Source organism: Paraburkholderia terricola, from assembly GCF_003330825.1.
GTDB lineage: Bacteria > Pseudomonadota > Gammaproteobacteria > Burkholderiales > Burkholderiaceae > Paraburkholderia > Paraburkholderia terricola.
This window is the reverse complement of the sequence record NZ_CP024941.1, coordinates 1-23,465: the sequence shown is the minus strand read 5'-3', so window position 1 is coordinate 23,465 and position 23,465 is coordinate 1. Positions and strand designations below refer to the sequence as shown.

Sequence of the window (23,465 nt, the reverse complement as noted above, 5' to 3'; positions counted from 1 at the left end):
CGCTCCCATGGACCTTTATCTGATTGTTGAGCCGGACAATGGGCATGTCGACCTGGGCGCGGCGCCTCGAATGTTTGAGATTGGCGAGATTGTTCCCCCCGCCATGCCTGAGTTGAAGGGCGTGATGCCGATTCTGTATGCGATTGAGCATCCGGAACAGCAGGTACCGGTCATCCAGGCTATCGCCAGCAAGGACTTCGAAGCTGGTCGGCCGCCACGCGCGTGCGCACTCCTCGAGACTCAAGCGAGCGCCGGGGACCTGATGGCCTCTCTCAGGAGCACCATCGCGTTGGCTCGCGAGTCCGAGGGATATTCCGTGTTTCGCTTTTACGACCCTCGAGTCTTCCGGCACCTTCCGTGGGTGCTTCAACCGGAGCAGCTTTCGGCGCTTTTCGGGCCGGTCAATCGTTGGCGCTATCTTGACAATAACCAAGGCTGGGCAACAGTCGAGCGTCCACTCGAACCTGTGTTGCCCTTCAAGCCGACGGCGGAGCAGCGCGCGACGTTGACGCGGCTTCACCTCATTGAGAAGGCGTTGAAATCCATCGGTGAAGCGGGCGAGGCTACCGACCATCGCACGGCGCGCCAACTTGATTCGCTCTTTGAAAAAGGCGCCCGTTACAGCCTCACCGACGAGGACCTTGCGGTATTCGTTGTTCAGGGCGCACTCGTTTCCCCTCACTTTGACCGACATCCTAAGGTTATCGCGGCCCTGCAACGCAGCGCGTCTTCGTCCTATGCGGAGGTCACGACACAATGGTCCGACGAAGAATGGGCGCAAATTTTCCATGACACCCAGTCGTACGTGTGACCGCGACAGCGAATAACGAAAAGAGAGAGCCATCATGGCAACCGCAAGCAACATTCCCAAGGTACAAGCCGCGTCAGCGAACGCGAAAGCAAATGCGGCCGGGCCGACTAGCTGTGACATGTGCGAGAAGAAGGGCCTTCTTATCTTGCCCGTCCGTTACGCCGCAGCTGCGGCAAGCGGTGCGCACAATCTCGGCGGGGCGACCGCGCTCGCGTTGCCCAAAGGGCAATTTGGCGACGGTGTGACAGCAGTCGGCGCAAAGAAGGCCAGCTACTTCCTGCGCTCGGTTCGAAAGGGTTTCATTCACGTCTACTATCCGTCCACTAACAAGTGGCAGATTTACGGTGTCACGACGGAAGGCTACGTCTTCAACTACCCGCTTGATGCCGACCTCAGTCCGGCCCAGGAAAAGGCGTTCAGTTGCAAGCAGGCGGGGCATATGCAACTCGCGCAGTGCATCAGCATCGAACAGCCCAAGAAGGCAGGTAAGGTTTATCTCGCGTTCAGCGATGTGCGGTGGACTGCGCCAGTACGCAAACGCTATGAGACGAACGAAAGCGGCTGTCGTGACCATCGGATGCAGATGCTCGACGCTGCGGGTTGGGCGGGCGGCAACCACACTCAGAAGCACGCAGAGAAGATTGACCATCTTGCAGACTTTGTGCTCGAGTACAAAGGTGGACTTGCCATTGCAGCTTCCGGTTCGCCCTTTCACTTCATGGACCGGACAGGGCAAGCCCAGGCTCTCAAGGATTCCATGGATTCGCATGTCAAAGGACAAGGGCTTTTCTTTGCGCTGTGGGACCCCGCTGGTATCACGCAGGAAATCAATACTGAACAGGTTCTGGCGTATGGGGCCGCGATGGCGCCCTATCAACGCAAGCTGTGGACCGCTAGCGCCATTGAGGGGCTTAAAACCGCAATCGAAGAAAGCGCAGAGCAGGACGAAAACGCTGCGGCGGAACAACTCAAGGGGCAGGCGGCTGAATCCTACGCGCTGTACTCACTATTCGATGGCGGGAAGGCGTACGAGCGGCAAGTACAGTCCATCGATACGCAGACGGAACGCGAGATGGAGTCAGTGAAGACGGCCGCCTGGAAGCCGTACACCGAGTCTTACAGTCCGAATGCGGTTACGCAGTTCCGCAATGACATGAAAAAAAACATGCAACAGGTGGAAGACAGCACACTCAATCCAATCGCGGATGACCATGTAGCCTGGTTAAAAAGCACTGCCCTGAAGACCGTGTTCGCCTTCGACTACCATGAACACGACCCGGTCAAAGGCATCGACTACGCTGAGCTCTTTCATGCGTGCATTGCTGATTCTGCCGACCGCAAGCAGGTGTTTGACCTGATTCTCCAATGGGCACAAGGCGATGTAATGGATAGACACAACCCGTTGCTGCGCTCCTTGGTGCTTAACCACAACCCGACCGCGGAAAAAGTTAAGGAAGCGGCCGCATTTCCTTTGACTGAATTGCGCGAACCGCTCGCAAAGCTTATCGAGTCCAACAACGTCACCAACGAGATTCTCGAGCGCGAGGAAGCTGGTCTTTTGCTGCGCGCGGACAAGGTCGGCGCCAGCATCATCCATCAGGTCGGTGGGCCGGTTGCAAACTTTATTGCACGCGGAGGCGACGCCGTCGGCACGAAGGTCTTCATCGCCTGCATGTGTCTGCGCACGAAAACGACCGTCGTCTATAAACCCGTGGAAGGAAATCTTAACCAGTGGCTTTCATACATGGCTCGAGAGATTTATGAGCAGATGCCAGCGAATCGGCGGCCAAGCCTGAATTCCCTGAAAGACAACCTTCGCAAGTCGTTCAAGGCCTCATCTCCTCAGGATGGACCCATTAAAGTCCCACAATACGTCCTTTTCAATGCCGACGAAGCTCTCGCAGCATCAGCGGAGGCGAAGTCCGGTCGGGCCATTGGAAATGCGATATTCGGGCCGGGTGTGCGGGCAGTGCTGACGGAAGAGAACGTGACGTCCAGCTTCCTGCCGAAGTTCCGAGCCGTGACGCAAGGCGAAGTCGGTTATGGTGCGATTGGTGTCATTTTCAATGGTGTGAACTGGATGCTCGCCAGCAAGGAGCTTGAAAAGTCGAGCGCGTTGAACCGGACGGAAACCCAGCAAAAATTTTGGGCTGCAATTGTGTCTACCTGGGCTGCTGGCGGCCAGACCGTAGGAAGTGGTTTCAAGGCGCTCGGCAAACTGGAGCTCCGCTACTCTGCAGTTATGGCTCGCTATGGTAAGTTCATCGAAATCGCTGGTCGTACGATAGGTGCTGTCGCCGGACTGATAGGCGCGTGGTATGACTACAAGCAATCCCAGTCGGAAATGAAACAGGGACATGCGATGCTCGCGCGCTTATATGGCGCTTCCGCTATAGCGAGCGCGATTCTCTGTGTCGCGACAATCGCCGGCGCGACGAGCCTCGTTCTCCCGCTCATGATTATTCTCATTGTTATTGGAATCTTGATAGCATGGAAAAAGCATCGCGAAATCGATGAATGGCTAAGCAAATGCATCTTCGGCACGGGCGACGAGCACTTCTCTGCCGAGGACGAACGTAAGCAGTTTGAGGCCTTGACCTCGTGAGCGAGATGATATGGCATATGACTACATGACGCGGATTGCCTTCAACCGCCCCGTCACCGAGAAGGAAGCTTTGAGACGCGTAGACGTTCGCAAGCCGGTAGCAGACGAAGCCGCAGACGCCTACACGGTCTTTGGCATGAACGACACATACCTTGAAATTTGCGACGCATCCTTTTTCCAGGTGGGCTGGTGTCTTATGGCTTTTCTGGTTGGGTTCCCGGTCCTGCTATTTCTTGCCATCTCGAACGCGATGGACTCGATAGAGGTGCCGGCGGCGATTGTCCGCAATGGGGACGCGGCCTGGTTCAGTGCATCCGGTTGGGCTCTGTGTGCCGTCGCGCTTGCCGGCTGCGCCTTTACCATTGTCCTACTACTCAAGGATTGTTTTAACTATCGCCATAAGTCGGTCAGGTTCAACCGCCGAACACGGATGGTCTATGCGTTCCGCCACAACGGCCCGGGCGGTGTCGTTCAGGTTCCGTGGGACAAGGCATTCTTCTATGTGCACAGGCAGGCTTCCAACTCCATGATGGGCGGAGCGCCAACGATGATGCGATGTCTTGTGCTAGACGACACCAGTAAGGTAGTCAATACATTCAGTTTCGGCTTGCGCACCGTAAATGGTGCCAACGAGTCTTCCGAATATGGACGACAGGTTCTCTATCAGGTGCAGGCAAACTTCGAGTTCATCCGGCGATATATGGAAGAAGGCAGGACCGCCGTTCCGCCGGTGAAGAAGTATTTGCCGCGGGAACCGTCCTTGCGCAACTCAATGAGCGTCTGGTTCTACGGGCTAGGCGATATTGGTCGCGCGAGCTCGGCGTTGCGAGCCTTTTCCTTTGTGATGAGCGGACCGGTTTTCTTACTATCAGTGCTTCATTACATCGCGCAGCTAACAAGTCGAGAGCCCGTCTGGCCCGCGGAAGTCGAGGTCGCCTGCCGTGATACATCAGCCGCGCCGCTTGCGCGCGCCTAGCGCGACACCCGTACCGAAAACATTGCTCTCAGAGATAAAGACATGGGACGTAGATTCATCGTTCAGGGCGACACAACTGACCGTAACGGCGTCGTAATGGACGGCATAAGTGGGTCATCGCTGGACGGAAAACCACTGGCTTACATCGGCGGCGTCGTCAAATGCCACAGCTGCGACAAAGAGGGTGTCATCATCACTGACGGTACGCCACATACCGTATCAGTAATGGGTAAGCAGGTTGCGTTGGAAAATGACGTCTGCAAATGCGCTTGCGAACCGTTGCCCAAGCTCGTTGCATCTCAGACACGTGGCTCTCTATCCACTTAGTGACGAGTGCGGTATCTGCGGCGTAGCGAATTCGAGAAGGCGGATGCGTACGCGTGGCGACGTTTCGAGACCCATCCGACGGCTGAAGCATTTCCGGCTTTAATGGAGGTCGCGACTGCCACCGGCAGACAGGCAGAAACCCGGGAGCGTGCACTCAAACATCTCTGGGCGCTGGTCAGCGAAGAGGAAGCGACTGCAAAATTGAAGCGCACCGTCTGGCAACGCGGCACGCGAACCGAACTGGTCAGGATTTTTCTTGCTGGCAAGGAGAACGAGGTCGCATGGGAAACATTCACCGGCGGCCCGGTCGCCACGCAGCTATGGCCTGAAATGGCGTCGGTCCGTGGCAAGACTCATCCGCACGAGGCCATCGCCTGTATCACCGGCTGCTTCCGGTAGCGGCCGAGGGCGGTACGCGCAACGCCCGATATGACGAGGCGTTCGAAATCGTGCGGGCTATCAGCATGCTGCGGGCGCGGGTGGATGAACGTGCAGAGTTCGCGAGTGAACTGGAGGAGATTCGGGCTGCGTATCGCGCGAAGCGCAACTTCATCAAGCTGCTCGCCAAACTGTCGTGAAGTCGCCCGCAGAAAACGGATGCATCTGCCGGCTACGGATTCGTGCGCGGTAACGCGGCGGCGAACGACCAGAGCTGATTCACCCTTGTTGTTGCACGTCGAGAAGGAGTCGCTGAACAGCAAGAACGGATGGTGCCTGTCATTGACGAGCGGTATCGCGTCGGGCCGGGCTATTGTTTGCGCGGCGCCGGCACCCGGTGTTTCGGCGGAAGCCTGCATGCTGGCCAGGTATTCGTCCGCAGTCATCGTTGATGCGAACCGCCGATTCACATTGAGGTTCACCGGCGCACCGGAGACTGGCTTTTCAGCGCGCATTGGGGCATTCACTGGAAGGCGGAAGTTGCGTCGCGCGCCCGGAAGCGCGGTGAGGGCGGGACTGTTGGAGGGGCATTCATAAACGAGAGGCGCCACGCCCATGGGGTGGTAGCAGCACTCAAGACGCGCGGTGTAGTACCGGCCGCCCTGGTCAGCAAGACGTCGACCGAGGATTCAATTCCGGTTCTCGTAGCGGATGGCGTTTGCGATGACCGTCCGGTTGCCTGCGAACTTGGGCGTGACAGGAGACTCGCGGGAGGCACGCCTTGCTGACCAGGGCGGTGACTGGCGCTTGCATTCACGATGAGTCGCGTCGCATCGCCGTTTTCCTTGAACATCGGGCGATGTCGCGCGACTAAAAAATGCAGGCCGAGTCGGCTGGAGGCATCCGCGCCGCCTCGGAGCACCGGAAGTCAGTTGACGAAGAAGCTCGCCCGCCTTGGGCTGCACTCGCCCGGCTATCTCGATTACAGAGTCTACAGATATTAGGCCATGCGGCGGCCGGCGATAATTTCCTGACTTCAGTGGTTATTCTTCGCGTCGGCCACGCGGAATGCGATGCAGAGTACACGATGCGGTGATGTGGGGTACGCGTGCCGGCGATGCAGGGTGCAAGCCGCGCCGATGCGGAGTACAAGTCGCACAATCCGCAGCCGAAGCGGAGCTACCCTGATTTTTTTGGGATATTTGGGCTGGTAGTGCTGCAAGGCCCATCGTCGTGATGCCATGGTCGTCCGGCGCGCATATACACAGGTATCACCAACCTGCACGTCCTCGTCATGACCAGACCAGATTTACGTTGCCCGCTTCGACCGGTGCGCTATTCGAGCGGCCTGCGCTTTCCGCGGTGCACAGCTCCCGAATTATTCCGATTCCACGTCGTTGACGCCGCGATGTCGCAGACAACGAAAGCCATGGTCCAGCTCCCGGAGCAGCACAATGATTAGGCCGCGGGGGACAAAGCATCCGGGGGGCAACGTCGCCGACCTGCGTACTCTTGCGCATCTCACGGCCGACGCGGCATTGACTGCTGCTCCCGACCGGCAGCGTACTGTACTCGACGCGGCGAAGCGGCTCCATGACATCGCCGACGGACTCGAACGCCGGAAGAGAAAGTCGCTCGAACAAGTCGCGGTCGCCGAACTTCCCGCAAATGCCACGGCGTACGAGATTCATCATTCTCGGCGGCGACAGGCTACCCGCGTGGGCGCGGAAGTGTATCTGCCGGGCTGGTCCGCAACAGCGCGAGCGCTGCCGAACGTGTTTCTCCGCTCAGCCCTGTTTGCGGCGACGCGAGGTGTGCAGGCCGACAGCGCAGACCTGCTCGCGGGCGGCTCGACCGGTCCGGTGGCTGAAGAGAAAATTGGTACGTTCAAAGACACCACCATGATGTTCAGCGGGTACCGCCTTTGTCAGTTCGACCGGCTGGTCTACTCGACCTGCCTCGAATACTACCGTGACCTACCCATTTGCCCTGAAGAGAGTCTGCAGTATCAGCGAACCACGTTCTATGAGTTCGCGAGCCGCTTGGGAAACAGTTACAGCGTCAAGGCGCACAGGGCCATACGGGCCAGTCTGCTGCGCTTGAGCTTTGCCCATGTGCGCATTCGCCAGGAGCGCATGAACATCGAGGTGCCCAGGCTGCTGTCGGTGAAGTTCGAGGGTAGTGAGTCCGTTGAAGGTTTCAAAGGCCGTGACGCGCTTTTGCTTCGGGTCACGACTTCCGTGGCGGAGCTGTTCGGACCGGGCGCGTGGACAGCTGTCGAAAATGACGCCGCAAGATATGATGGACTGCGAGGATGGCTCGCAAACTTTTACGCGGGGCACGCTCAGCCGAAGCCGCTGCCGGCTGAACTGTTGCATCAGCTCTGCGGATACGGGCCCAGCAAGAGTAATTTCAGGGCCAGTCTCGTGCGCGCATTGGAAAAGCTCAAGGACCCATTCACGCCTGCATGCTGCCGCGTGGCGAGCTATCACTTCTCCAAGGAAAGCAAGACCATTTACGTAGTTCGCACCGCGTGGGTGGCATGACCTCCTGATAGGTGACGTAACGATAGTGCTCGCGAAGTTCAGCCGCTATTTCGAGCAAGCATGGCGCGACATCGTTCCAGCTCTTTTGTGAGGAAATCTATTTCGGCTTGCATATCACCTGCTCGCCGTAGAAGCTGCCCGATTGCGTGCCAGTAGGCGAACCCTAAATCGCCGTCTGCGATAGCCAGCTTGTGAATCTTCCGAAGCGCAATATCCAGGTCCAGACTGTTTGGCGAAGACATATTTCCCTCCTCATTAGCGGCGAGCGATGGTTAAACGGTCGGGTACCCGAATCACAGGCCGACGTAACCCACTCTCATAGTCCCAACGGGTCGCTGTCCTCGGTCTGCGAATCGACATAGGCGCGCATCGCGGCGTCCCTCGCAGTCCGGTATGACTCTACGGAAAAAACGTCGATATTGATGCGGCCAGTTGGGTCTCTCGGCAACACCTCAGTATGTTTTCCTGCGGCGAAGAGCTTGCGAACGTGTGGACGACTGACGAACAGGTAGTTTGCTGCTTCTGCGATAGTCACAACGGCCCCCTCGGCAATCATCCCGGAATCCATACTCATAACGTGAGAACGGTAAGCGTCATTCCGTGGCCGCATGGACAGAGCTGAAGCCGGTGTCCAAAGTGATGTCCGTTACTTCAAGTGATGGGGACTACTTTGGACACACGGAATGCGCGATCATCGAACCGCAAGGGCCGACCGAATTACACACCAGAGTACCGACGGCAAGTTGCCGTCGCGGCGTGCGAGCCGGGTATTTCGGTGGCCAAGCTCGCGCAGGCGCACGGACTGAATCCCAATATGGTGTTCAAGTGGCGCCGGCAACTGCGGGCGGGCCTGTTTGAAGGAGTGGCGAACAGCACAGCGGTGTTGCTGCCCGTAGCGCTACCTGATGCACCGACCGGCGAGACCGCAGAACCGGCGTCGCTCGCTCTACAGCCTGTCGAGCCACATCGCGAGAGCGTACCAGCAGCGTCGGGCATCGAGATCGAACTGAATGGTGCCCGTGTACGCGTCACGGGCATGGTCGACCCCGTGCAGTTGCGCCTCGTGCTGCGCTGCCTGATGCCAGCATGATTGCGCCGCCAGGCGGTACCCGCGTATGGCTGGCAGCGGGCGTTACCGATATGCGCCGTGGCATGGATGGACTTGCCGCGCTAGTGCAGTCAGCACTCGGACGTGATCCCTTCTCGGGGCACATCTTCCTGTTTCGCGGGCGTCGCGGTGATCTCATCAAGATTTTATGGTGGAGCGGCGACGGCATGAACCTGTACGCGAAACGACTCGAGCGTGGACGCTTCGTGTGGCCGCAGGCGGACTCGGGAACAGTCCATCTGTCAGCCGCCCAACTGTCGATGCTGCTCGAAGGGATTGACTGGCGGCATCCCGAGCGGACGTGGCAGCCGACGCACGCGGCATAAGGCAGGGTGCGGGAGCCCACAAGCGCGTGGCCTTCATTTACACTGGCATGCATGCCAGCCCGCCATCTGCCCGATGACATCGCCGCTCTCAAGCGCATCGTTGCCTCGCGCGACGAGACCATCGCGCAGTTGCTGGCCGAGATCTCGCGACTGAAGCGATGGCAGTATGGCCGCTCATCTGAGCGCATGACAGAACTGATGGACCAGCTGCAGCTCGCCCTCGGTGAGCTGCCTGTTCATGAACCATATATGGCCGCACCGGCGAAGGCGCCTGATGCCGACGCGACTGCGGATACGCCGGCCACTACGAACCTTGTTCCACTGCGCCGCAAGTCACGGCACTTCCCTGCACATCTTCCTCGCGAAACGGTTGTGCATGCGCCGTCAAACTGCGGATGCCCGGAATGCGGCAAACAGATGCGGGCGCTCGGCGAAGACGTCTCGGAGGTGCTCGACTATGTGCCCGGCTACTTCAAGGTACTGCGCCACGTACGTCCGAAGCTGAGCTGCCCGCGCTGTGCCGCAGTAGTACAGAAGCCGGCACCTTCGCGGCCGATAGCACGCTCGATGGCGGGTGCGGGGCTGCTCGCACAGGTCGTCGTCGCGAAGTACGCTGACCATATGCCGCTATACCGGCAGGCCGGCATCTATCGCCGCGCGGGCATCGAACTGGACCGGGCAACACTGGCTTCGTGGGTGCGTGAAGCGGCTGCGCTGCTGCAACCCCTGTCAGACGCACTCGGTGGTTACGTGCGCGCCGCAGACAAGATCCATACCGACGACACGCCCGTGCCGGTGCTGGAGCCGGGGCGTGGCAAGACACGCACGGCGCGCCTGTGGACCTATGTGCGGGATGACCGCCCGGCAGGGAGCCGCGCGCCACCAGCCGTCTGGTACAGGTACTCACCCGACCGCAAAGGTGAACGACCTCGGGAACATCTGGCGGGCTACACGGGAATCCTGCAGGCAGATGCCTTCAGCGGGTATGACGCGCTGTATCGTGACGGCACGGTCATCGAGGCCGGGTGCTGGGCGCATGCGCGGCGCAAGTTCTACGACCTGTACAAGCTGGACAGCTCACCAATTGCCGAGGAAGCACTGCGCCGCATTGGGGCGCTGTATGCCGTTGAACGCGAGGTTCGCGGCCAGACGCCGGACGTGCGCCTGTCTGCGCGTCAGCTGCGCTCGGCCCCATTGCTCGCTGAACTGAAGGCCTGGTTCGAACACACGCTGTCACAGGTATCGGCGAAGTCGGGGCTGGCGAAGGCGATCAGATACTCGCTGGGGCACTGGCATGCACTCATACGCTATTGCGAAGACGGGCGCATCGAGGTGGACAACAATACGGCGGAGCGCGCGATCAGGCCGCTGGTTCTCGGCAGGCGCAATTATCTGTTCGCAGGCTCCGACGGCGGTGGCCAAAGCGCGGCGGTGATCTATAGCCTGATCGGTACGGCGCGCCTGAACGGCATCGAGCCGTTTGCCTACCTGCGCACGGTGTTTGAGCGCATCGCCGATCATCCCATCAACCGCATCGACGAGTTGCTGCCGTGGCGCCTGATGCCGGCTGCACACATCGAGCAGCAAGCCGCCTGACAATCAACCCGATGGTCCAACCCCGCAAACCTGCCGTGCGCCTGGTCAAGGCGCCAGTGCCCGATTACGTACTGCGCGTTGAGCTGAAGTACATCAAGCCGGCGATCTGGCGACGAATCATCGTTCCCGGCTCGATCCGGCTGGGCAAGCTGCATGTCGTGCTGCAACTGGCCATGGGCTGGGAGGGCGGGCACCTGCACGAGTTCGTCTTCGGCGAAACCAACTATGGTGAACCTGATGACTTCGGATTCCAGAGCGATCCACCGATGCTCAATGAGGCACGGGTCACGCTGGCGAAGGCGCTGGGCGGGCTGAAGTCATTCACCTACGTCTACGATTACGGTGACAACTGGCAGCATCGGATCAAGGTCGAGAAGGCGCTGACGCCTGATCCAGACATGCGCCGGCCGCTGTGCCTGGACGGGCAGAATGCGTGTCCACCGGAAGACGTCGGTGGAGTTCCAGGATATGCCGACTTCCTCGAAGCGATCACCGATCCGACGCACGAGGAGCACGACCACTTCCTCGAGTGGTGTGGCGGCAGCTTCGATCCCGCCGCCTTCGATCTCGTGCTCACGAATCAGCGGCTCTCAGAGGTCAAGGTCTGATCGTCAAGACGGCCTCAGATTGACGCTTACTGAGAACGTGCGGTGGGCGCGTATTGTTACCAACCCCCCACTGCCTCCTATGCCATTTCGCGCTGCCGACAGCAGCTTATGCAAGCGATTCCACGTCCACGCTATCTCTGCGCGAGAAAAATCCCACTGGCCGCCATCCACCTTCGCTTTCAGACCTTTCTCGACCCGCTCCAGTGCATCGTCCAACGACAGGCCAGACGCAGACATCTTTCGCGACGCGTACTCCGCGAGCTGACCCGCCAGGTCCTCGCACGCGTCATAGCGTGTCCACAGCTCTTCGTCCGTGAGACCGGTGTAATACCGCCCGTGCGTCTTGCGCACAAGAAGCTTTGGCTGCGTACCCGGCACCAGTCCGGGCGATGGCTCTCTCGGGAAGTCCTCAGGAACCACATGCCGTCTGGCCATCGTCGGTTCCTTGATTGCGAATCTCATCAGCTTCACTGCGACTGGGAATGGGTGTTCGACGTTCTATCGCTGATGTAGAGCAAGACCGTCGGCGTTTCGGCGCGGCCCAGATTTCGGGTGATGCAGCGGCCGACACGTCCAGGTCGATGTCGAGCGGATAGTGCCTGAGCAGGCCTAGCGCCACCGTCTGGACAAGACCGCCGATGGTTATTTCGTCGGCACGGGCGAGCATCCGCAATAGCTCCCGGGTATCAGTCACGGCTTTCGTACGCTCAAGTGGGGTCGTCATCACCAGCTCCGTCAAGCAGACGTTCGGTGACGTCGGTGTACGACATCACCTCGTACAGTTCGCACCACCGCATCCAGACGTAGTCAACGTTCAATGACGAGCCTTTGCTGCCGACCAGCTCGTAAATGCGTCCAGTGTGAGTCGTGCCCTGCATAGTGACCGGGTCGAACGTCACTATCGGGGAGCTAACGCGTCCCGACCGGTCAAACATATCCACGCCAACAAAATGACGACTCCCATCCTCGGTCTCGAATATGCGCCAACGGGACAACGGAATCCTTGGAATCTCGGAAGCGGGTCGCGGTTTCCAGATGGGCATCGCAGTCTCCTGATGGTGGTAGAGAGCCATACGCTTCGTTTAGACGGAGAGACAGGGTGGCACTCCGTGCGGGCCCGACCACGTCCCGACCGGCGCACAATTCGCCGGCCGGAGCATGCCGGTCATTCGACGTGTCGCTCGCTGGTTCATGGCGTCAACGATGCAGGCACAAAAAGGTCATGCCCTGCTCTCGCACCGATAACCGCCAGCCGGCCGAGCTCGGCGATACGCAGCAGCGCGCCGCGCGTGGCGCCGTCAGGAAGCTGCTTCGCACCGACCAGTTCGACGCCGGGGAGCGAGCGGGACAGTGCCGATGACCTCGAACCCATGGCACGGGCAAGGTCCGCTAGCGGAACGTAGGCCTGACGGAACTCCAGCAACTGTGACGGCAGCACGACGCGACAAGGCTGACCGCGCCGTTGAATCAGTTCCGATGCCAGCAGTCCTTCGTCCACCCAGTTCTGGATGGACTCCCATTTCCATCCAGTCGCTTTGGCCAGTTGCTGAATTGACATGCCGGCCTCAAGCAGCGGAGTGCCGAAATACTGCGACACATCTGTCGTCAGAAAGGACATTTCGCCGAGATTCCTGCCGCGCGCGACAGCTTTCACCTTGCCAGTTGCGATGGCTTGCATCAGCGACTCGATTGCCTTTCTGTCACCCATACGCCGGCTGGTCAACTGCGCCCACGTGAGCGTCGCGTCGTCGGCCAGCGCAATGGGCTGCGCCCATCGTTCCACACGCTCATACAAATCCAGGATGGATTGACGTTCAACCGGACCACCTTTCATGAGGTCTTCGCGCCAGCGCTTGTCTGACCGGACCACCCCGCCGGTTTTCATGCGTTCGAGCACGATGGGAGGCACGCCCGCCAGTTCGCTGGCGTCGTAGTCGGAAATCCACCCGGCGCGTTGCCGCTGTATGCGCTCTACCTCAGCGCACGGAATTTCGAACAGTTGGCCGCGGGTGCCAGTGCGTCGCGCGCGGTGTTCGCACTCGCCAGCGTCTATCGAGTCACGCAAACTTGAAACGCTGACGCCGATAGCCTTCGCAGCAGCTGGCGCGCGCATGTAGCCCGTCGCATCTTCGGCCATGCCTTTGGCCGAATCCATGCCCAGAACACACTCGGACTTCTGCGCGGCGACGTCGATGACAATTTGAATCAGAGGTTCGAGCGCAGTGCCGAGGCAGAGCTTGCGCAATCTGATGTACCAGTCGCCGAGCAACGTGTTCAGCGTGCGGGCATCTTTGCGACCGGCAGCAATGCGCTGCTCGACGTGACTTCGGAAGCCCGTCGGCCAGTCCACCAGCAACGCTTCGAGCGGCGAAAGAAACTCGACCGCATCGGCGATAAATTTCGGCAATGCCGCGCTGCGCGGCAACCCGGGGCTCGTCGGGTCCGCGTACTGACAAAGCGTGCGGATGACTTTTACCAGCACGTTGATGTCCACGCCGTGCACAGGCGGTTTGACGCTGCCAGACTGCTGACCGTTGCTCGCAATCAGCGTCGATAGCCACTGCTGACCGCGAGTCGCCCGCACACGCGGCAAGTTGCCCAGGTCATGACCGCACGAGCACAATCCGATGTAGAGCCGCTCCTGCGACAGGTGCTTTCCGCAGGCGTCGCACTGGTCGACCAGCAGGATTTGATGCTGCGAACACGCGGTGACATAGGCGTGCTCCCAGTGGTGTCGCAAGTAAGGCGACTCAGCGAGGCACGCGGGACACACGGCGTCAGATTGCGCACGGTGCAGCCCTCCCCAACCCCGGCAGAGGTCTTCCTGTTGCCGGCTGAATTCGGTCCACGCTGATTCCAGGCCGAGGTTACGGGCCACGTCGGCTGTGCGCGTTAGCAAGGCGCGGCGATTACGCTCGACACCCGCCGTACTTGCAAGGTCGCGCCAACTGAAAAGCGCATTGCCCGCGGCGAGGCGTCGGTAAAAGCCCATTCCGGACTCATCGTCCTTCGGCGCGTAGGTGATAACGAGGCTCATTGCTTCACTCCTGAGTTTTTACGAATTGGTACGGACGCTGCGTTACTGGTCAGGACATGAACGTATGCCTGCTTCAGCGCCGCTGGCTCCACGACTGCGCCGAGGCCAGAGTCCTGAAATGACAGTCTGTGCGGTGACCCCGCGTGACTGACATCCTTAAGCGCCTCGCGACAGTCAGCGTACGTAATGGCACGCGGCGCTTCGTTCGCAATCCAGCTGGCCAGCTCGCGCATGAAGTCGGCGAGCACGCCTATGAGGCCGCCGGTGAGCAGATAGCATTGCTGGGTGAGTACGTCTGCGGGCACGTCGATGCGATAACCCGCCGCAGAGAACAGGCGAGCGTAAGCGACGACGCAGTCGCCATAAGCGGTCATCTGGTCGGCGTCGCTTGCGTCGTACGGAACAAAGTTGCGCGGTGGGCAAGCGCGGCTGCGCAGCTGTTCATTGGCCAAGAAAAGCCGCTCGAGTCGCGGAATGCCGAAGAGAATCAGCGTCATGCGGAGCGTGTCTGAAAGGGTCTTGAGCCAGTCGCCTGCTGCGCGAGGAGGCACTCGGGACCCTTCGTCAACGAGGTGCGAAATCTCGTCGAAAATCACCACGCGAGTGCCAGCCAGGCGAAGTTGCTCCGCCATCAGGTCGAACATCGCGCCCGCAGTCATGCTGCGGGGAACCTGGATGCCTAACGCAGCCAGCACGCTATTAGGAAGTAGTTTGACCGTCGCAGACGGGGGTACCTTCACGACCAGAATGGGCACATGGCGCCGGCCGTCGATGCGGTTGGCGGGGTAGTCGCGCGCCAGGCGCGCGATGAGCGAGGATTTGCCCGCCCGGCTGGGCCCCGGAACGCGAACAATTTTGGGTGCAAATTCGGCGAGGGCGTCATCGACGCGCCGTTTGAGCGCAGTGAGGTGCGCCATGAACATAGGATGTCCAAGTTCGCATTCCTCAATTCTTTTACGCAGTAGTTGGGCTGGCGTCACAGCAGTTTTTCTCCAGTGTTTCTGTCTACGATTTCCATTGACGGCGCGTTGTCGTAAGAGATGACGACGCGCTTAAAATCTTCCGTCGGCAATGACGGATTCGTCGAAGGTGCAGGTCCAAACGGCGCTTCCGCTGAGAGCGGCCGGTCGATGGCTCGCTGAATTGCCAGGCCGTCTCTGGCGCGACGCACGGATTCCCTGTTTTCCTCGCGCTTACCGCGGGTCTTGCGCTTGCTGGCTTTTCCGTTTCCGGTGACCGCCTCGTCCATGTCGCGCTCGAATTGGACCTTTGCGTCCGGAGCCGTCCAGTTTTTCATGCCCGTATCGATTCGGGCCTTAGCTTCTGCGAAAGTCCAAGCCGGTGTGTCCGGGCGAACGTGTTCGTGCGTTAACGTGACGAGCGGACGGTCACTTCCCTCGTATACATACACCTGGCGGAAATCGTCAGGGTTGTAGACCACGTGAAGTTCAGCATGGTCGCCATGCGTGGCCAGCAGGTACGAAATGGTTTCGCCCTTGTACCTGAATCCATGCTTGAGGGTGATACCTGTGTGGGCGCTCAACGTGCACGGCTCGTGCTCGAAGAGTGCCGCCATCCATTCATGACGCGGTGGCGGCATGGTGATGGGTTGCCCCATTTCTTCGGTCTGGTAAGTCAGGCGTTCAAGTGGCGTCTTGCCCTTGACTGAATCGACCAGCAGTTCGTCCCAACATAGCCGCTCGAGCGGGCTGTTGACCCAGTCCTCATAAAGCCACCTGACAATCCACTTCTCGAGTGCTTCGACAGTCATCAACTCGTCGCCCAGCGCCTCCGGGTCGCGCACTCCATCCTTTCCCTCGAAGCGCGTGCATCCTGGGAGACGCTGAAGTGCCTCCTTGAGCGACCTGTTCAGGCGTTCGATGAATGGCTTGCCTTGAGCTTCTTTTGCTTTGCAGTGCTTGACGTCCATTCCTAGCCGCTCGAGGCGGAAAATTCGTCCTCCCTTTGTCTCTGGGCCGTTATCAAAAATCACTTGTGCGGGCGTGCCAAAAATGTTCAGCGCGTGAAGAATGCCAAGCTCTGCAAAGCGGGCTGCCTTGGCCGGCGTCAAATACATTTCGAGGCACAAAAGTGAATCCATCTCCCGTGGCGAACCATTGACGAGATGCCATCCCACGGGATATCCGGTACAGACATCAATCGCCAGTACCAGATAGACGGTCCGGGCGGTGCTATCAGGTGTGCGCACGACGAATGGCAGGTGCAGAGCGTCCTGCTCGATGCGGGCGAACGGGAACGCCGCCCGAATTCGCTTTTTCGCATATGACTTGCCAGCGACACGGTCGAGCGGGTCCATGCGGTCGTATTCGGCATCGACGGTCAGGTCACGAATCCTCGCGCATACGAACTTGCGGCTGATAGCGTGCTTCGCAACATGCAGGCCACGACGTCGCGCCTCACGGTCGATGTATTCCGTCGTGTCGAGAACTGTCCACTTCGATTCGGTGACCAGGTATTCGCTCTCGATGACCTCTTCGACGAATTCGACAAGCTCCTTTGAATACCTGGCCGTTGAATTGCCTTTATTCCTGTCACCCTTGAGGACCGGAAGGCCAAGCCGTTGATTCTTGTGAGCCCGGTACAGGGTCGCGCGCGAGGGAAACGGACGAACCAGCAGTTGCCCCACTCGCTCCTTTCCATAAGCATCACGGGCCAGAGGAATGGCTGCGTCAAACGAAATGCCGCGTTGCTCACGGATTTCATCAATGCGCCTTAGGGCATAGGTCAGCACACGGACCTGGTCGTGCAGTGCATGGTTGTCGTATTGAGCAGCGATGCTGACGCGCGGCATCCCTTTTCGATGCAGGACCAGGCTGCCTTCCGAAATTGCGGCTCGGAGGCGCGGTTCATCGTCATACCGGGCCTCACGTTTCTCGGCATCGAAGATGTGGATTGAGCCGGCATGGAGGTGACTGTCCAGCACCTCGAAGTAGCTGTCCGGCTTACCGGGCGGCGACAACCTGTCGCCAGCGCGCAGGTCGGGCATCATGGCCGCAGCTCCTCAATCAGGCAGAGGTGGCTCAGGTCGCCATATGCGGCCGAAACTTGCAGAGTCGCGCAGATGTGAGCGCAAAAAAAGGCGCTGGAAAAAGCTCCAGCGGCCTTTTTACATTAATTCTAGCTACGTCCTGTCTGGTAAGGCTCAGCGGCAGGTAAGAGCCCCCGTAACCGAAACTAAATCGAGGCCTCGTAACCGAAATTAATGCAACTCAGCAAGCAGCAGCCCCCCATCGCCTCACTCACTCCACCGTCACCAACTTCGCCACATTCCACGGTTTGTCGACATCGGATTGGAAGACGTCGCTATTTTTCCGTCGTCGACAAACCCAAGCTATTAAGAAAAAAGCCACCTAGCTTCATCTGACATTAGGCCATCGCTATGACTAGGTAGCCGGCGGCAGTGTTGTTCGAAGGCGAGACCGCCGGCGACTATCGCGAACCCCAGTCCGGGACTTCTCACTAAAAACACAACGGCCACCTCATAAAGGTGGCCGTTTTTCCTTTCGGAATAGCGCTTAACGGGACGTCATCAGCTTGAGCTATCGGGACGCATCATTCAATAAAAGTCTCAATGGATGCCTCCCAAAATCTCACCTTATGGTTCCCGCTACAACGGACACTAAACATCAATATTCCCCGCCCGCAACGCATTCGACTCAATAAAAGCCCTACGCGGTTCCACATCGTCCCCCATGAGCGTAGTAAAGATCCCATCAGCCGCAATAGCATCCTCGATCTGCACCCTAAGCAAGCGACGCACGGTCGGATCCATCGTAGTCTCCCAAAGCTGCCCAGGGTTCATTTCACCGAGGCCCTTATATCGCTGCTTCGAGATATTGCGTTCAGCATCCGCCAGCAACCACTTCATGGCAGATTTGAAGTCATTAACCGCCATACTCCGCTCACCGCGCTTAATGACAGCCCCAGCCCCAATCAACCCCTTAAACGTATTAGCGGTATTAATCAGCTGTTGGTAATCAGCGGTCAACTGAAAATCCTGATCCAGCACGGACACCTTCTGATTCCCATGATGCGTCCGCGCCACCTTCAGCGAGCGCAGTTCACGCACCGGGTCATACATCGTCGTAACGGTGACCTCGGGCTTTAACGCATCATCCCGCAGCTTGGCCTCAAGCGCCTTAGCCGAAGCTTCCGCCGCTTCCTCACTGGAAAGGTCGATCACGACCCCGTCCATCACCGCCTCGAGCGCCCCAGCGTCATACAACCGGCTCAGACGATTCACCACGGCTTGAGCAAGCAAATAAGCCCGAGCCAGTTCACCCAACGCATCGCCGGTAATCGCCGTCGCGTTCTCAGCCGGCACGAGTTCCGACCCCTGCAACGCCAGCTTCAGAATGTGAGCATTAACCTCGGACTCATCCTTCATATACCGCTCGTCCTTGCCCGCCTTGATCTTGAAGAGCGGCGGTTGCGCGATATAGATATACCCGCGCTCGATCATCTCCGGCATCTGCCGATAGAAGAATGTCAGCAGCAGTGTTCGAATGTGCGCGCCGTCCACGTCAGCATCGGTCATGATGATGATGCGGTGATAACGCAGCTTGTCCAGGTTGTAATCTTCCTTGCCGATCCCGCAACCCAACGCAGTAATCAGCGTCACAATCTGCTCCGAAGAAAGCAGCTTGTCATAGCGCGCCTTCTCCACATTGAGCACCTTGCCGCGTAGCGGCAAGATCGCCTGAAACTTCCGATCCCGCCCCTGCTTCGCCGAGCCGCCCGCCGAGTCGCCCTCAACGATATAAATCTCCGACTTCGCCGGGTCCTTCTCCTGGCAATCCGCCAGCTTTCCGGGCAAACCGACGCCGTCCAGAACGCCCTTGCGACGCGTCATTTCACGCGCCTTGCGAGCCGCATCGCGCGCCCGCGCCGCATCGACGATCTTGCCGCAAATGATCTTCGCGTCGTTCGGCGTTTCCAGCAGGAATTCCTCGAGCGCCTTCGCGACCACATCTTCCACCGGCGCGCGCACTTCCGACGACACCAGCTTGTCCTTGGTCTGCGCGCTGAACTTCGGCTCCGGCACCTTCACCGACAGCACGCACGACAGCCCTTCACGCATGTCGTCGCCGGCCGTCTCGACCTTTGCCTTCTTAGCGACTTCGTGATCGGTGATGTACTTGTTCAAGACGCGCGTCATCGCCGCACGCAACCCGGTCAGGTGAGTGCCGCCGTCGCGCTGCGGAATGTTGTTCGTGAAGCACAGCACGTTTTCGTTGTAGCTGTCGTTCCACTGCATCGCCACTTCCACGCCCACGCCGTCTTTCTCGCCGCTCACGTGGAAAATATTCGGGTGCAGCACGGCCTTGTTCTTGTTGATGTACTCGACAAAACCCTTCACGCCGCCCACGAACGCGAAATCTTCTTCCTTGCCGCTGCGCTGATCGAGCAGGCGAATCCGCACGCCGTTATTCAGGAACGACAGTTCGCGAATCCGCTTGGCGAGAATGTCGTAGTGGTATTCGACATTGCCGAAGATCGTCGCGTCAGCGAGGAAGTGCACTTCGGTGCCGCGGTTTTCCGTGTCGCCGATCACCTGAATCGGCGACACCGTCACGCCGTCGATCTCTTCGAGCACGCGGTTCTGCGGCACGCCACGGTGGAATTCCATGAAGTGCTTCTTGCCGTCGCGGCGCACCGTGAGGCGCAGCCACGCCGAGAGCGCGTTCACGCACGACACGCCCACGCCGTGCAGGCCGCCGGACACCTTGTAGCTGTTCTGGTCGAACTTGCCGCCCGCGTGCAACTCGGTCATCACGATTTCAGCGGCGCTGCGCTTCGGATCGTGCTTGTCGTCCATCTTCAGGCCGGTGGGCACGCCGCGACCGTTGTCGGTGATCGAGATCGAGTTGTCCGCGTGAATGATCACCTGGATGTCGTTGCAGTACCCGGCCAACGCTTCGTCGATCGAGTTGTCCAGCACTTCGAATACGAGGTGATGCAGACCGGTCCCGTCCGATGTATCGCCGATGTACATCCCGGGCCGCTTGCGCACCGCCTCCAGACCCTCGAGGATCTGAATCGAGGAAGCGCCGTAGCTGCTGTTATCGGGTTGCGAATTGTTCGTTTCAGTCATGGATTTTTTCCGGTTCTGCGTTACTGCAAGGTTGCTGCTCGGGACTTTTCAAAACACCATAAAAACGCCAAAGGGGCGCTGCGCCCCTTGGTGTGTTCGTGGTTTTTGGACGCGTTAGATGCGCATCGGCATCACGACGTATTTGAATTCGTCGTTCTCGGGAATCGTGATCAACGCGCTGGAGCTGGCGTCGCCCAGGCTCACTTGCAACATGTCGACCTTCAGGTTCGCGAGCACGTCGAGCAGATACGTGACGTTGAACCCGATATCGACGCTGTCGCCGTCGTACGCGATTTCCAGTTCTTCCTGCGCCTCCTCCTGATCGGCGTTGGTCGACATGATCTTCAACTGGCCCGGCTCGATGATGCAGCGCACGCCCTTGAATTTGTCCGAGGTCAGAATCGCGGCGCGTTGCAGCGAGCGCTGCAGTTCTTCGCGGCCGATCACGAACTGATTCTTGTGCGACTTCGGAATCACGCGCTGGAAGTCGGGGAATTTGCCTTCCACCAGCTTCGACACCAGTTCGACCTGGCCGAACGTGAATTTCACCTGCGTGGGCGCGATGTCGATCTCCAGGGTGTCGTCGATGTCTTCCAGCAGGCGCTGCAATTCGAGAATCGTCTTACGCGGAATGATCACTTCCTGGCGTGCGAACGAGCCTTCGATCTTCATCGACGAGAACGCCAGGCGATGGCCGTCGGTTGCGACCGCCATCAACTGGTCGCCGTCCACCACCAGCAGCATGCCGTTCAGATAGTAGCGGATGTCCTGTTGGGCCATCGAAAAATGGACCATGCCGAGTAGCTGGCGGAACGTTTTCTGGGGAACCACGAGGTTCGCGCCGTAGTCTTTAGCCTGAGCGACGGTCGGGAACTCGTCGGCCGCGAGCGTTTGCAGCGCAAAGCGGCTCTTGCCGGATTGCACGGTCAAGCGCTTGTCGTTCAGGGTCAGCGTGACCTGTCCGTCAGGCATCGCGCGCAAGATGTCGAGGAGCTTTCTTGCCGCCACCGTGGTCGCGACCGAATCGCCGCCCACGCCGAAATCGGCGCGTGTGGTGATCTGCAACTCGAGGTCGGTCGACAGGAACGACACGTCCGGGCCGTTCTTGGTAATCAGCAAATTGGCGAGGATCGGCAACGTATGGCGGCGTTCGACGATGCCGCTCACGGTTTGCAGCGGCCTGAGGAGGTTATCGCGTTCGGTCTTGACCAGTTGCATAGAGTTCCTTCGTTGATATGACGACCTGCGCGCCTGGCTTACCAGTTTTCCGGCACGCAGCCCCGGCCCCCCGCCGGCGCCACGCAGCGCCCGTCACGGCGTGAAATCCGCCCGCGGCCGCCGGGCGGTTAAACCTGTATTGTGCCTGAAAACGGAACCGCTTCCCTAAAATGGGGGCGAGTTCCGAAATAAACAGATCGATTTTTCCATGGAGCCGCCTAGCCCTTCAGGGTCTGCTCCAGTACGTGCAATTCGTGGTTCAGTTGCGCGTCCTTGCTGCGCTCGTCGGCAATTTTGCGCACCGCGTGCAGAACGGTAGTGTGGTCGCGCCCGCCGAACAGTTCGCCGATTTCCGGCAAACTTTTCTGCGTCAACTCCTTCGCCAGATACATGGCGATCTGCCGCGGCCGCGCGATGTTCGCCGGACGCTTCTTCGAATACATGTCCGCGACCTTGATGCTGTAAAAGTCGGCGACGGTCTTCTGGATGTTTTCCACCGAAATCTGCCGGTTTTGCACCGTCAGCAGATCTTTCAGCGCTTCTTTCGTCAGTTCGATCGTGATTTCACGGCCGTGGAACTTCGAGTACGCGAGGATCTTGCGCAACGCGCCCTCGAGTTCACGGACGTTCGAGCGCAAATGCTTGGCGACGAAGAACGCAACGTCTTCGTTCAGGCTCACGAATTCCGATTGCGCCTTGCGCATCAGGATCGCGACGCGCATTTCCAGTTCGGGCGGCTCGATCGCCACCGTGAGGCCGGAGTCGAAGCGCGAGATCAGGCGGTCGTCGATGCCGGAAATTTCCTTCGGATACGTGTCGCTGGTGATGATCACCTGCGCCTTGTTCGCCACCAGCGCCTCGAACGCGTAGAAGAACTCTTCCTGCGTGCGTGATTTGCCGGAGAAGAACTGAATATCGTCGATCAGCAGCAGGTCGAGCGAGTGGTAGTAGCGCTTGAAGTCGTCGAACGCCTTGCGCTGGTACGCCTTCACCACATCGGACACATACTGCTCCGCGTGAATGTAGCGAATCCGCGCGCCGGCCTTGTCCATCAGAAGCTGGTTGCCGATCGCGTGGATCAGGTGGGTCTTGCCGAGACCCACGCCACCGTACAGGAACAGCGGGTTGTACGAGATGCCCGGATTGTCCGCGACCTGAATCGCCGCGGCGCGCGCCAGCTGGTTGGCTTTACCCGTCACGAAGTTGTCGAAGGTCAGCACCGGGTTGAGCTTCGAACGCTCGTACATCGAGTCGTTATCGCCGTTGCCGTTCGAGCTCGCGCTTTGACCCGGACGCCACGTGCGGCGGGCGGCTGCCGCTTCGTTCGCGTCGAGGCCAGGAAGATCGAGGTCGGCGGCATCGTCAGCCGCCGCGCGGGCGTTCGCATGATGCATAGCCATCGCGCCGTTGGCGCGCGCAGCGTGCGCCGCTTGCACCGCGCCGACGGCCGCGTCCACGGCGACCCCGCCGCCGTTCGAGCCAGACGGCTGGCCACCGCCCATCGAACCGGGCCCGGAAGACGGACGCGCCTGGGCCGGCGCCGTTGCCGCCGGCGCGCGCATACCGGCTTTCGGGTCGAGCACGAATTGAACATCCACGGGGGCCTGCCAGAAATCGCGGGCCATATCGGCGATGCGGCCGGAGAACTGGCTCTTGACCCAGTCGAGCTTGAAGCGGTTCGGCGCGGCAATGCTGAGCGTGTGCGCAGCGGCGTCGAAGGCGACCGGGGCCAACGGTTTGATCCACGTCACGTACTGCTGGGGCGTGAGCTCGCGCTCCAGCAATGCGGAACAGTGTTGCCAGAAATCGTTCAT

20 protein-coding genes are annotated in these 23,465 nt (G+C 59.5%); 10 read left to right on the top strand and 10 right to left on the bottom strand.

What is annotated here, in order from left to right:
* Nucleotides 1-7 precede the first annotated feature (7 nt).
* Genes CUJ90_RS00105 through CUJ90_RS00085 form a run of 5 tightly spaced genes read left to right on the top strand, consistent with a single transcriptional unit; the run spans nt 8 to nt 5,118 of the window.
* A complete protein-coding gene (locus CUJ90_RS00105) occupies nt 8-811 on the top strand; it encodes a DUF4123 domain-containing protein (RefSeq protein WP_006050583.1) in 804 nt (267 codons plus the stop codon).
* Nucleotides 812-845: 34 nt separating this feature from the next.
* Nucleotides 846-3,416, top strand: coding sequence for a T6SS effector BTH_I2691 family protein (locus tag CUJ90_RS00100; RefSeq protein ID WP_006050584.1), 2,571 nt, complete (start codon nt 846-848; stop codon nt 3,414-3,416).
* A 10-nt stretch (nt 3,417-3,426) separates the two neighbouring features.
* Nucleotides 3,427-4,392, top strand: a complete 966-nt coding sequence (locus CUJ90_RS00095) for a DUF6708 domain-containing protein (protein ID WP_006050585.1) — start codon at nt 3,427-3,429, stop codon at nt 4,390-4,392.
* 42 nt (nt 4,393-4,434) lie between these two features.
* Nucleotides 4,435-4,719: a PAAR domain-containing protein gene (locus CUJ90_RS00090; protein WP_083803833.1), complete on the top strand. Its 285-nt coding sequence runs from the start codon at nt 4,435-4,437 to the stop codon at nt 4,717-4,719.
* 6 nt (nt 4,720-4,725) lie between these two features.
* Nucleotides 4,726-5,118, top strand: a complete 393-nt coding sequence (locus CUJ90_RS00085) for a hypothetical protein (protein WP_244219941.1) — start codon at nt 4,726-4,728, stop codon at nt 5,116-5,118.
* Here CUJ90_RS00085 and CUJ90_RS33100 read toward each other — a convergent pair.
* Nucleotides 5,073-5,612, bottom strand: a complete 540-nt coding sequence (locus tag CUJ90_RS33100; protein ID WP_232292304.1) for a hypothetical protein — start codon at nt 5,610-5,612, stop codon at nt 5,073-5,075. The two genes, CUJ90_RS00085 and CUJ90_RS33100, sit on opposite strands and share 46 nt — an antisense overlap.
* Before the next feature lie 939 nt (nt 5,613-6,551).
* Between CUJ90_RS33100 and trfA the strand changes: the two genes are divergently transcribed.
* On the top strand, nt 6,552-7,643 hold the full coding sequence (trfA, locus tag CUJ90_RS00080; RefSeq protein ID WP_006050588.1) for a plasmid replication initiator TrfA: 1,092 nt from the start codon (nt 6,552-6,554) through the stop codon (nt 7,641-7,643).
* Between the two features lie 38 nt (nt 7,644-7,681).
* On the opposite strand, the gene CUJ90_RS00075 is transcribed toward trfA, so the two are convergent.
* Together CUJ90_RS00075 and CUJ90_RS00070 are read right to left on the bottom strand one after the other, a co-directional pair.
* The gene (locus CUJ90_RS00075) at nt 7,682-7,885 is read right to left on the bottom strand and encodes a hypothetical protein (RefSeq protein ID WP_006050589.1); all 204 of its coding nucleotides are present in this window, start codon (nt 7,883-7,885) and stop codon (nt 7,682-7,684) included.
* A 74-nt stretch (nt 7,886-7,959) separates the two neighbouring features.
* Complete coding sequence (locus CUJ90_RS00070; protein WP_232292305.1) at nt 7,960-8,211, bottom strand: MerR family transcriptional regulator; 252 nt, start codon at nt 8,209-8,211, stop codon at nt 7,960-7,962.
* Between the two features lie 102 nt (nt 8,212-8,313).
* Between CUJ90_RS00070 and tnpA the strand changes: the two genes are divergently transcribed.
* From tnpA to CUJ90_RS00050, 4 genes are read left to right on the top strand one after another with little or no spacing between them, the layout of a single operon-like run.
* A complete protein-coding gene (gene tnpA / locus CUJ90_RS00065; protein ID WP_244219940.1) occupies nt 8,314-8,733 on the top strand; it encodes an IS66-like element accessory protein TnpA in 420 nt (139 codons plus the stop codon).
* A complete protein-coding gene (gene tnpB, locus CUJ90_RS00060) occupies nt 8,730-9,077 on the top strand; it encodes an IS66 family insertion sequence element accessory protein TnpB (RefSeq protein ID WP_074295443.1) in 348 nt (115 codons plus the stop codon). The genes tnpA and tnpB overlap by 4 nt, the downstream gene beginning before the upstream one ends.
* Nucleotides 9,078-9,128: 51 nt before the next feature.
* On the top strand, nt 9,129-10,673 hold the full coding sequence (tnpC, locus tag CUJ90_RS00055) for an IS66 family transposase (protein ID WP_114161656.1): 1,545 nt from the start codon (nt 9,129-9,131) through the stop codon (nt 10,671-10,673).
* A gap of 11 nt (nt 10,674-10,684) precedes the next feature.
* Complete coding sequence (locus tag CUJ90_RS00050; protein ID WP_114161655.1) at nt 10,685-11,281, top strand: plasmid pRiA4b ORF-3 family protein; 597 nt, start codon at nt 10,685-10,687, stop codon at nt 11,279-11,281.
* Between the two features lie 409 nt (nt 11,282-11,690).
* Here CUJ90_RS00050 and CUJ90_RS33095 read toward each other — a convergent pair whose 3' ends face one another.
* The 7 genes from CUJ90_RS33095 to dnaA form a co-directional block, all read right to left on the bottom strand.
* The gene (locus CUJ90_RS33095) at nt 11,691-12,005 is read right to left on the bottom strand and encodes a BPSL0761 family protein (protein ID WP_083803834.1); all 315 of its coding nucleotides are present in this window, start codon (nt 12,003-12,005) and stop codon (nt 11,691-11,693) included.
* 465 nt (nt 12,006-12,470) lie between these two features.
* Complete coding sequence (locus CUJ90_RS00030) at nt 12,471-14,318, bottom strand: TniQ family protein (RefSeq protein ID WP_114161654.1); 1,848 nt, start codon at nt 14,316-14,318, stop codon at nt 12,471-12,473.
* A complete protein-coding gene (locus tag CUJ90_RS00025; protein WP_006050594.1) occupies nt 14,315-15,241 on the bottom strand; it encodes a TniB family NTP-binding protein in 927 nt (308 codons plus the stop codon). The genes CUJ90_RS00030 and CUJ90_RS00025 overlap by 4 nt, the downstream gene beginning before the upstream one ends.
* A 53-nt stretch (nt 15,242-15,294) precedes the next feature.
* Nucleotides 15,295-17,328 carry an integrase catalytic domain-containing protein gene (locus tag CUJ90_RS00020; protein ID WP_114161652.1) on the bottom strand — a complete coding sequence of 678 codons (2,034 nt, stop codon included), beginning with the start codon at nt 17,326-17,328 and terminating at the stop codon, nt 15,295-15,297.
* 630 nt (nt 17,329-17,958) lie between these two features.
* Nucleotides 17,959-20,433 carry a DNA topoisomerase (ATP-hydrolyzing) subunit B gene (gene gyrB, locus CUJ90_RS00015; RefSeq protein ID WP_073427908.1) on the bottom strand — a complete coding sequence of 825 codons (2,475 nt, stop codon included), beginning with the start codon at nt 20,431-20,433 and terminating at the stop codon, nt 17,959-17,961.
* A gap of 114 nt (nt 20,434-20,547) precedes the next feature.
* Nucleotides 20,548-21,651 (bottom strand): DNA polymerase III subunit beta, encoded by a 1,104-nt coding sequence (gene dnaN, locus CUJ90_RS00010; RefSeq protein ID WP_073427907.1) that lies wholly within the window; start codon nt 21,649-21,651, stop codon nt 20,548-20,550.
* 218 nt (nt 21,652-21,869) lie between these two features.
* Nucleotides 21,870-23,465, bottom strand: a complete 1,596-nt coding sequence (dnaA, locus tag CUJ90_RS00005; protein WP_114161651.1) for a chromosomal replication initiator protein DnaA — start codon at nt 23,463-23,465, stop codon at nt 21,870-21,872.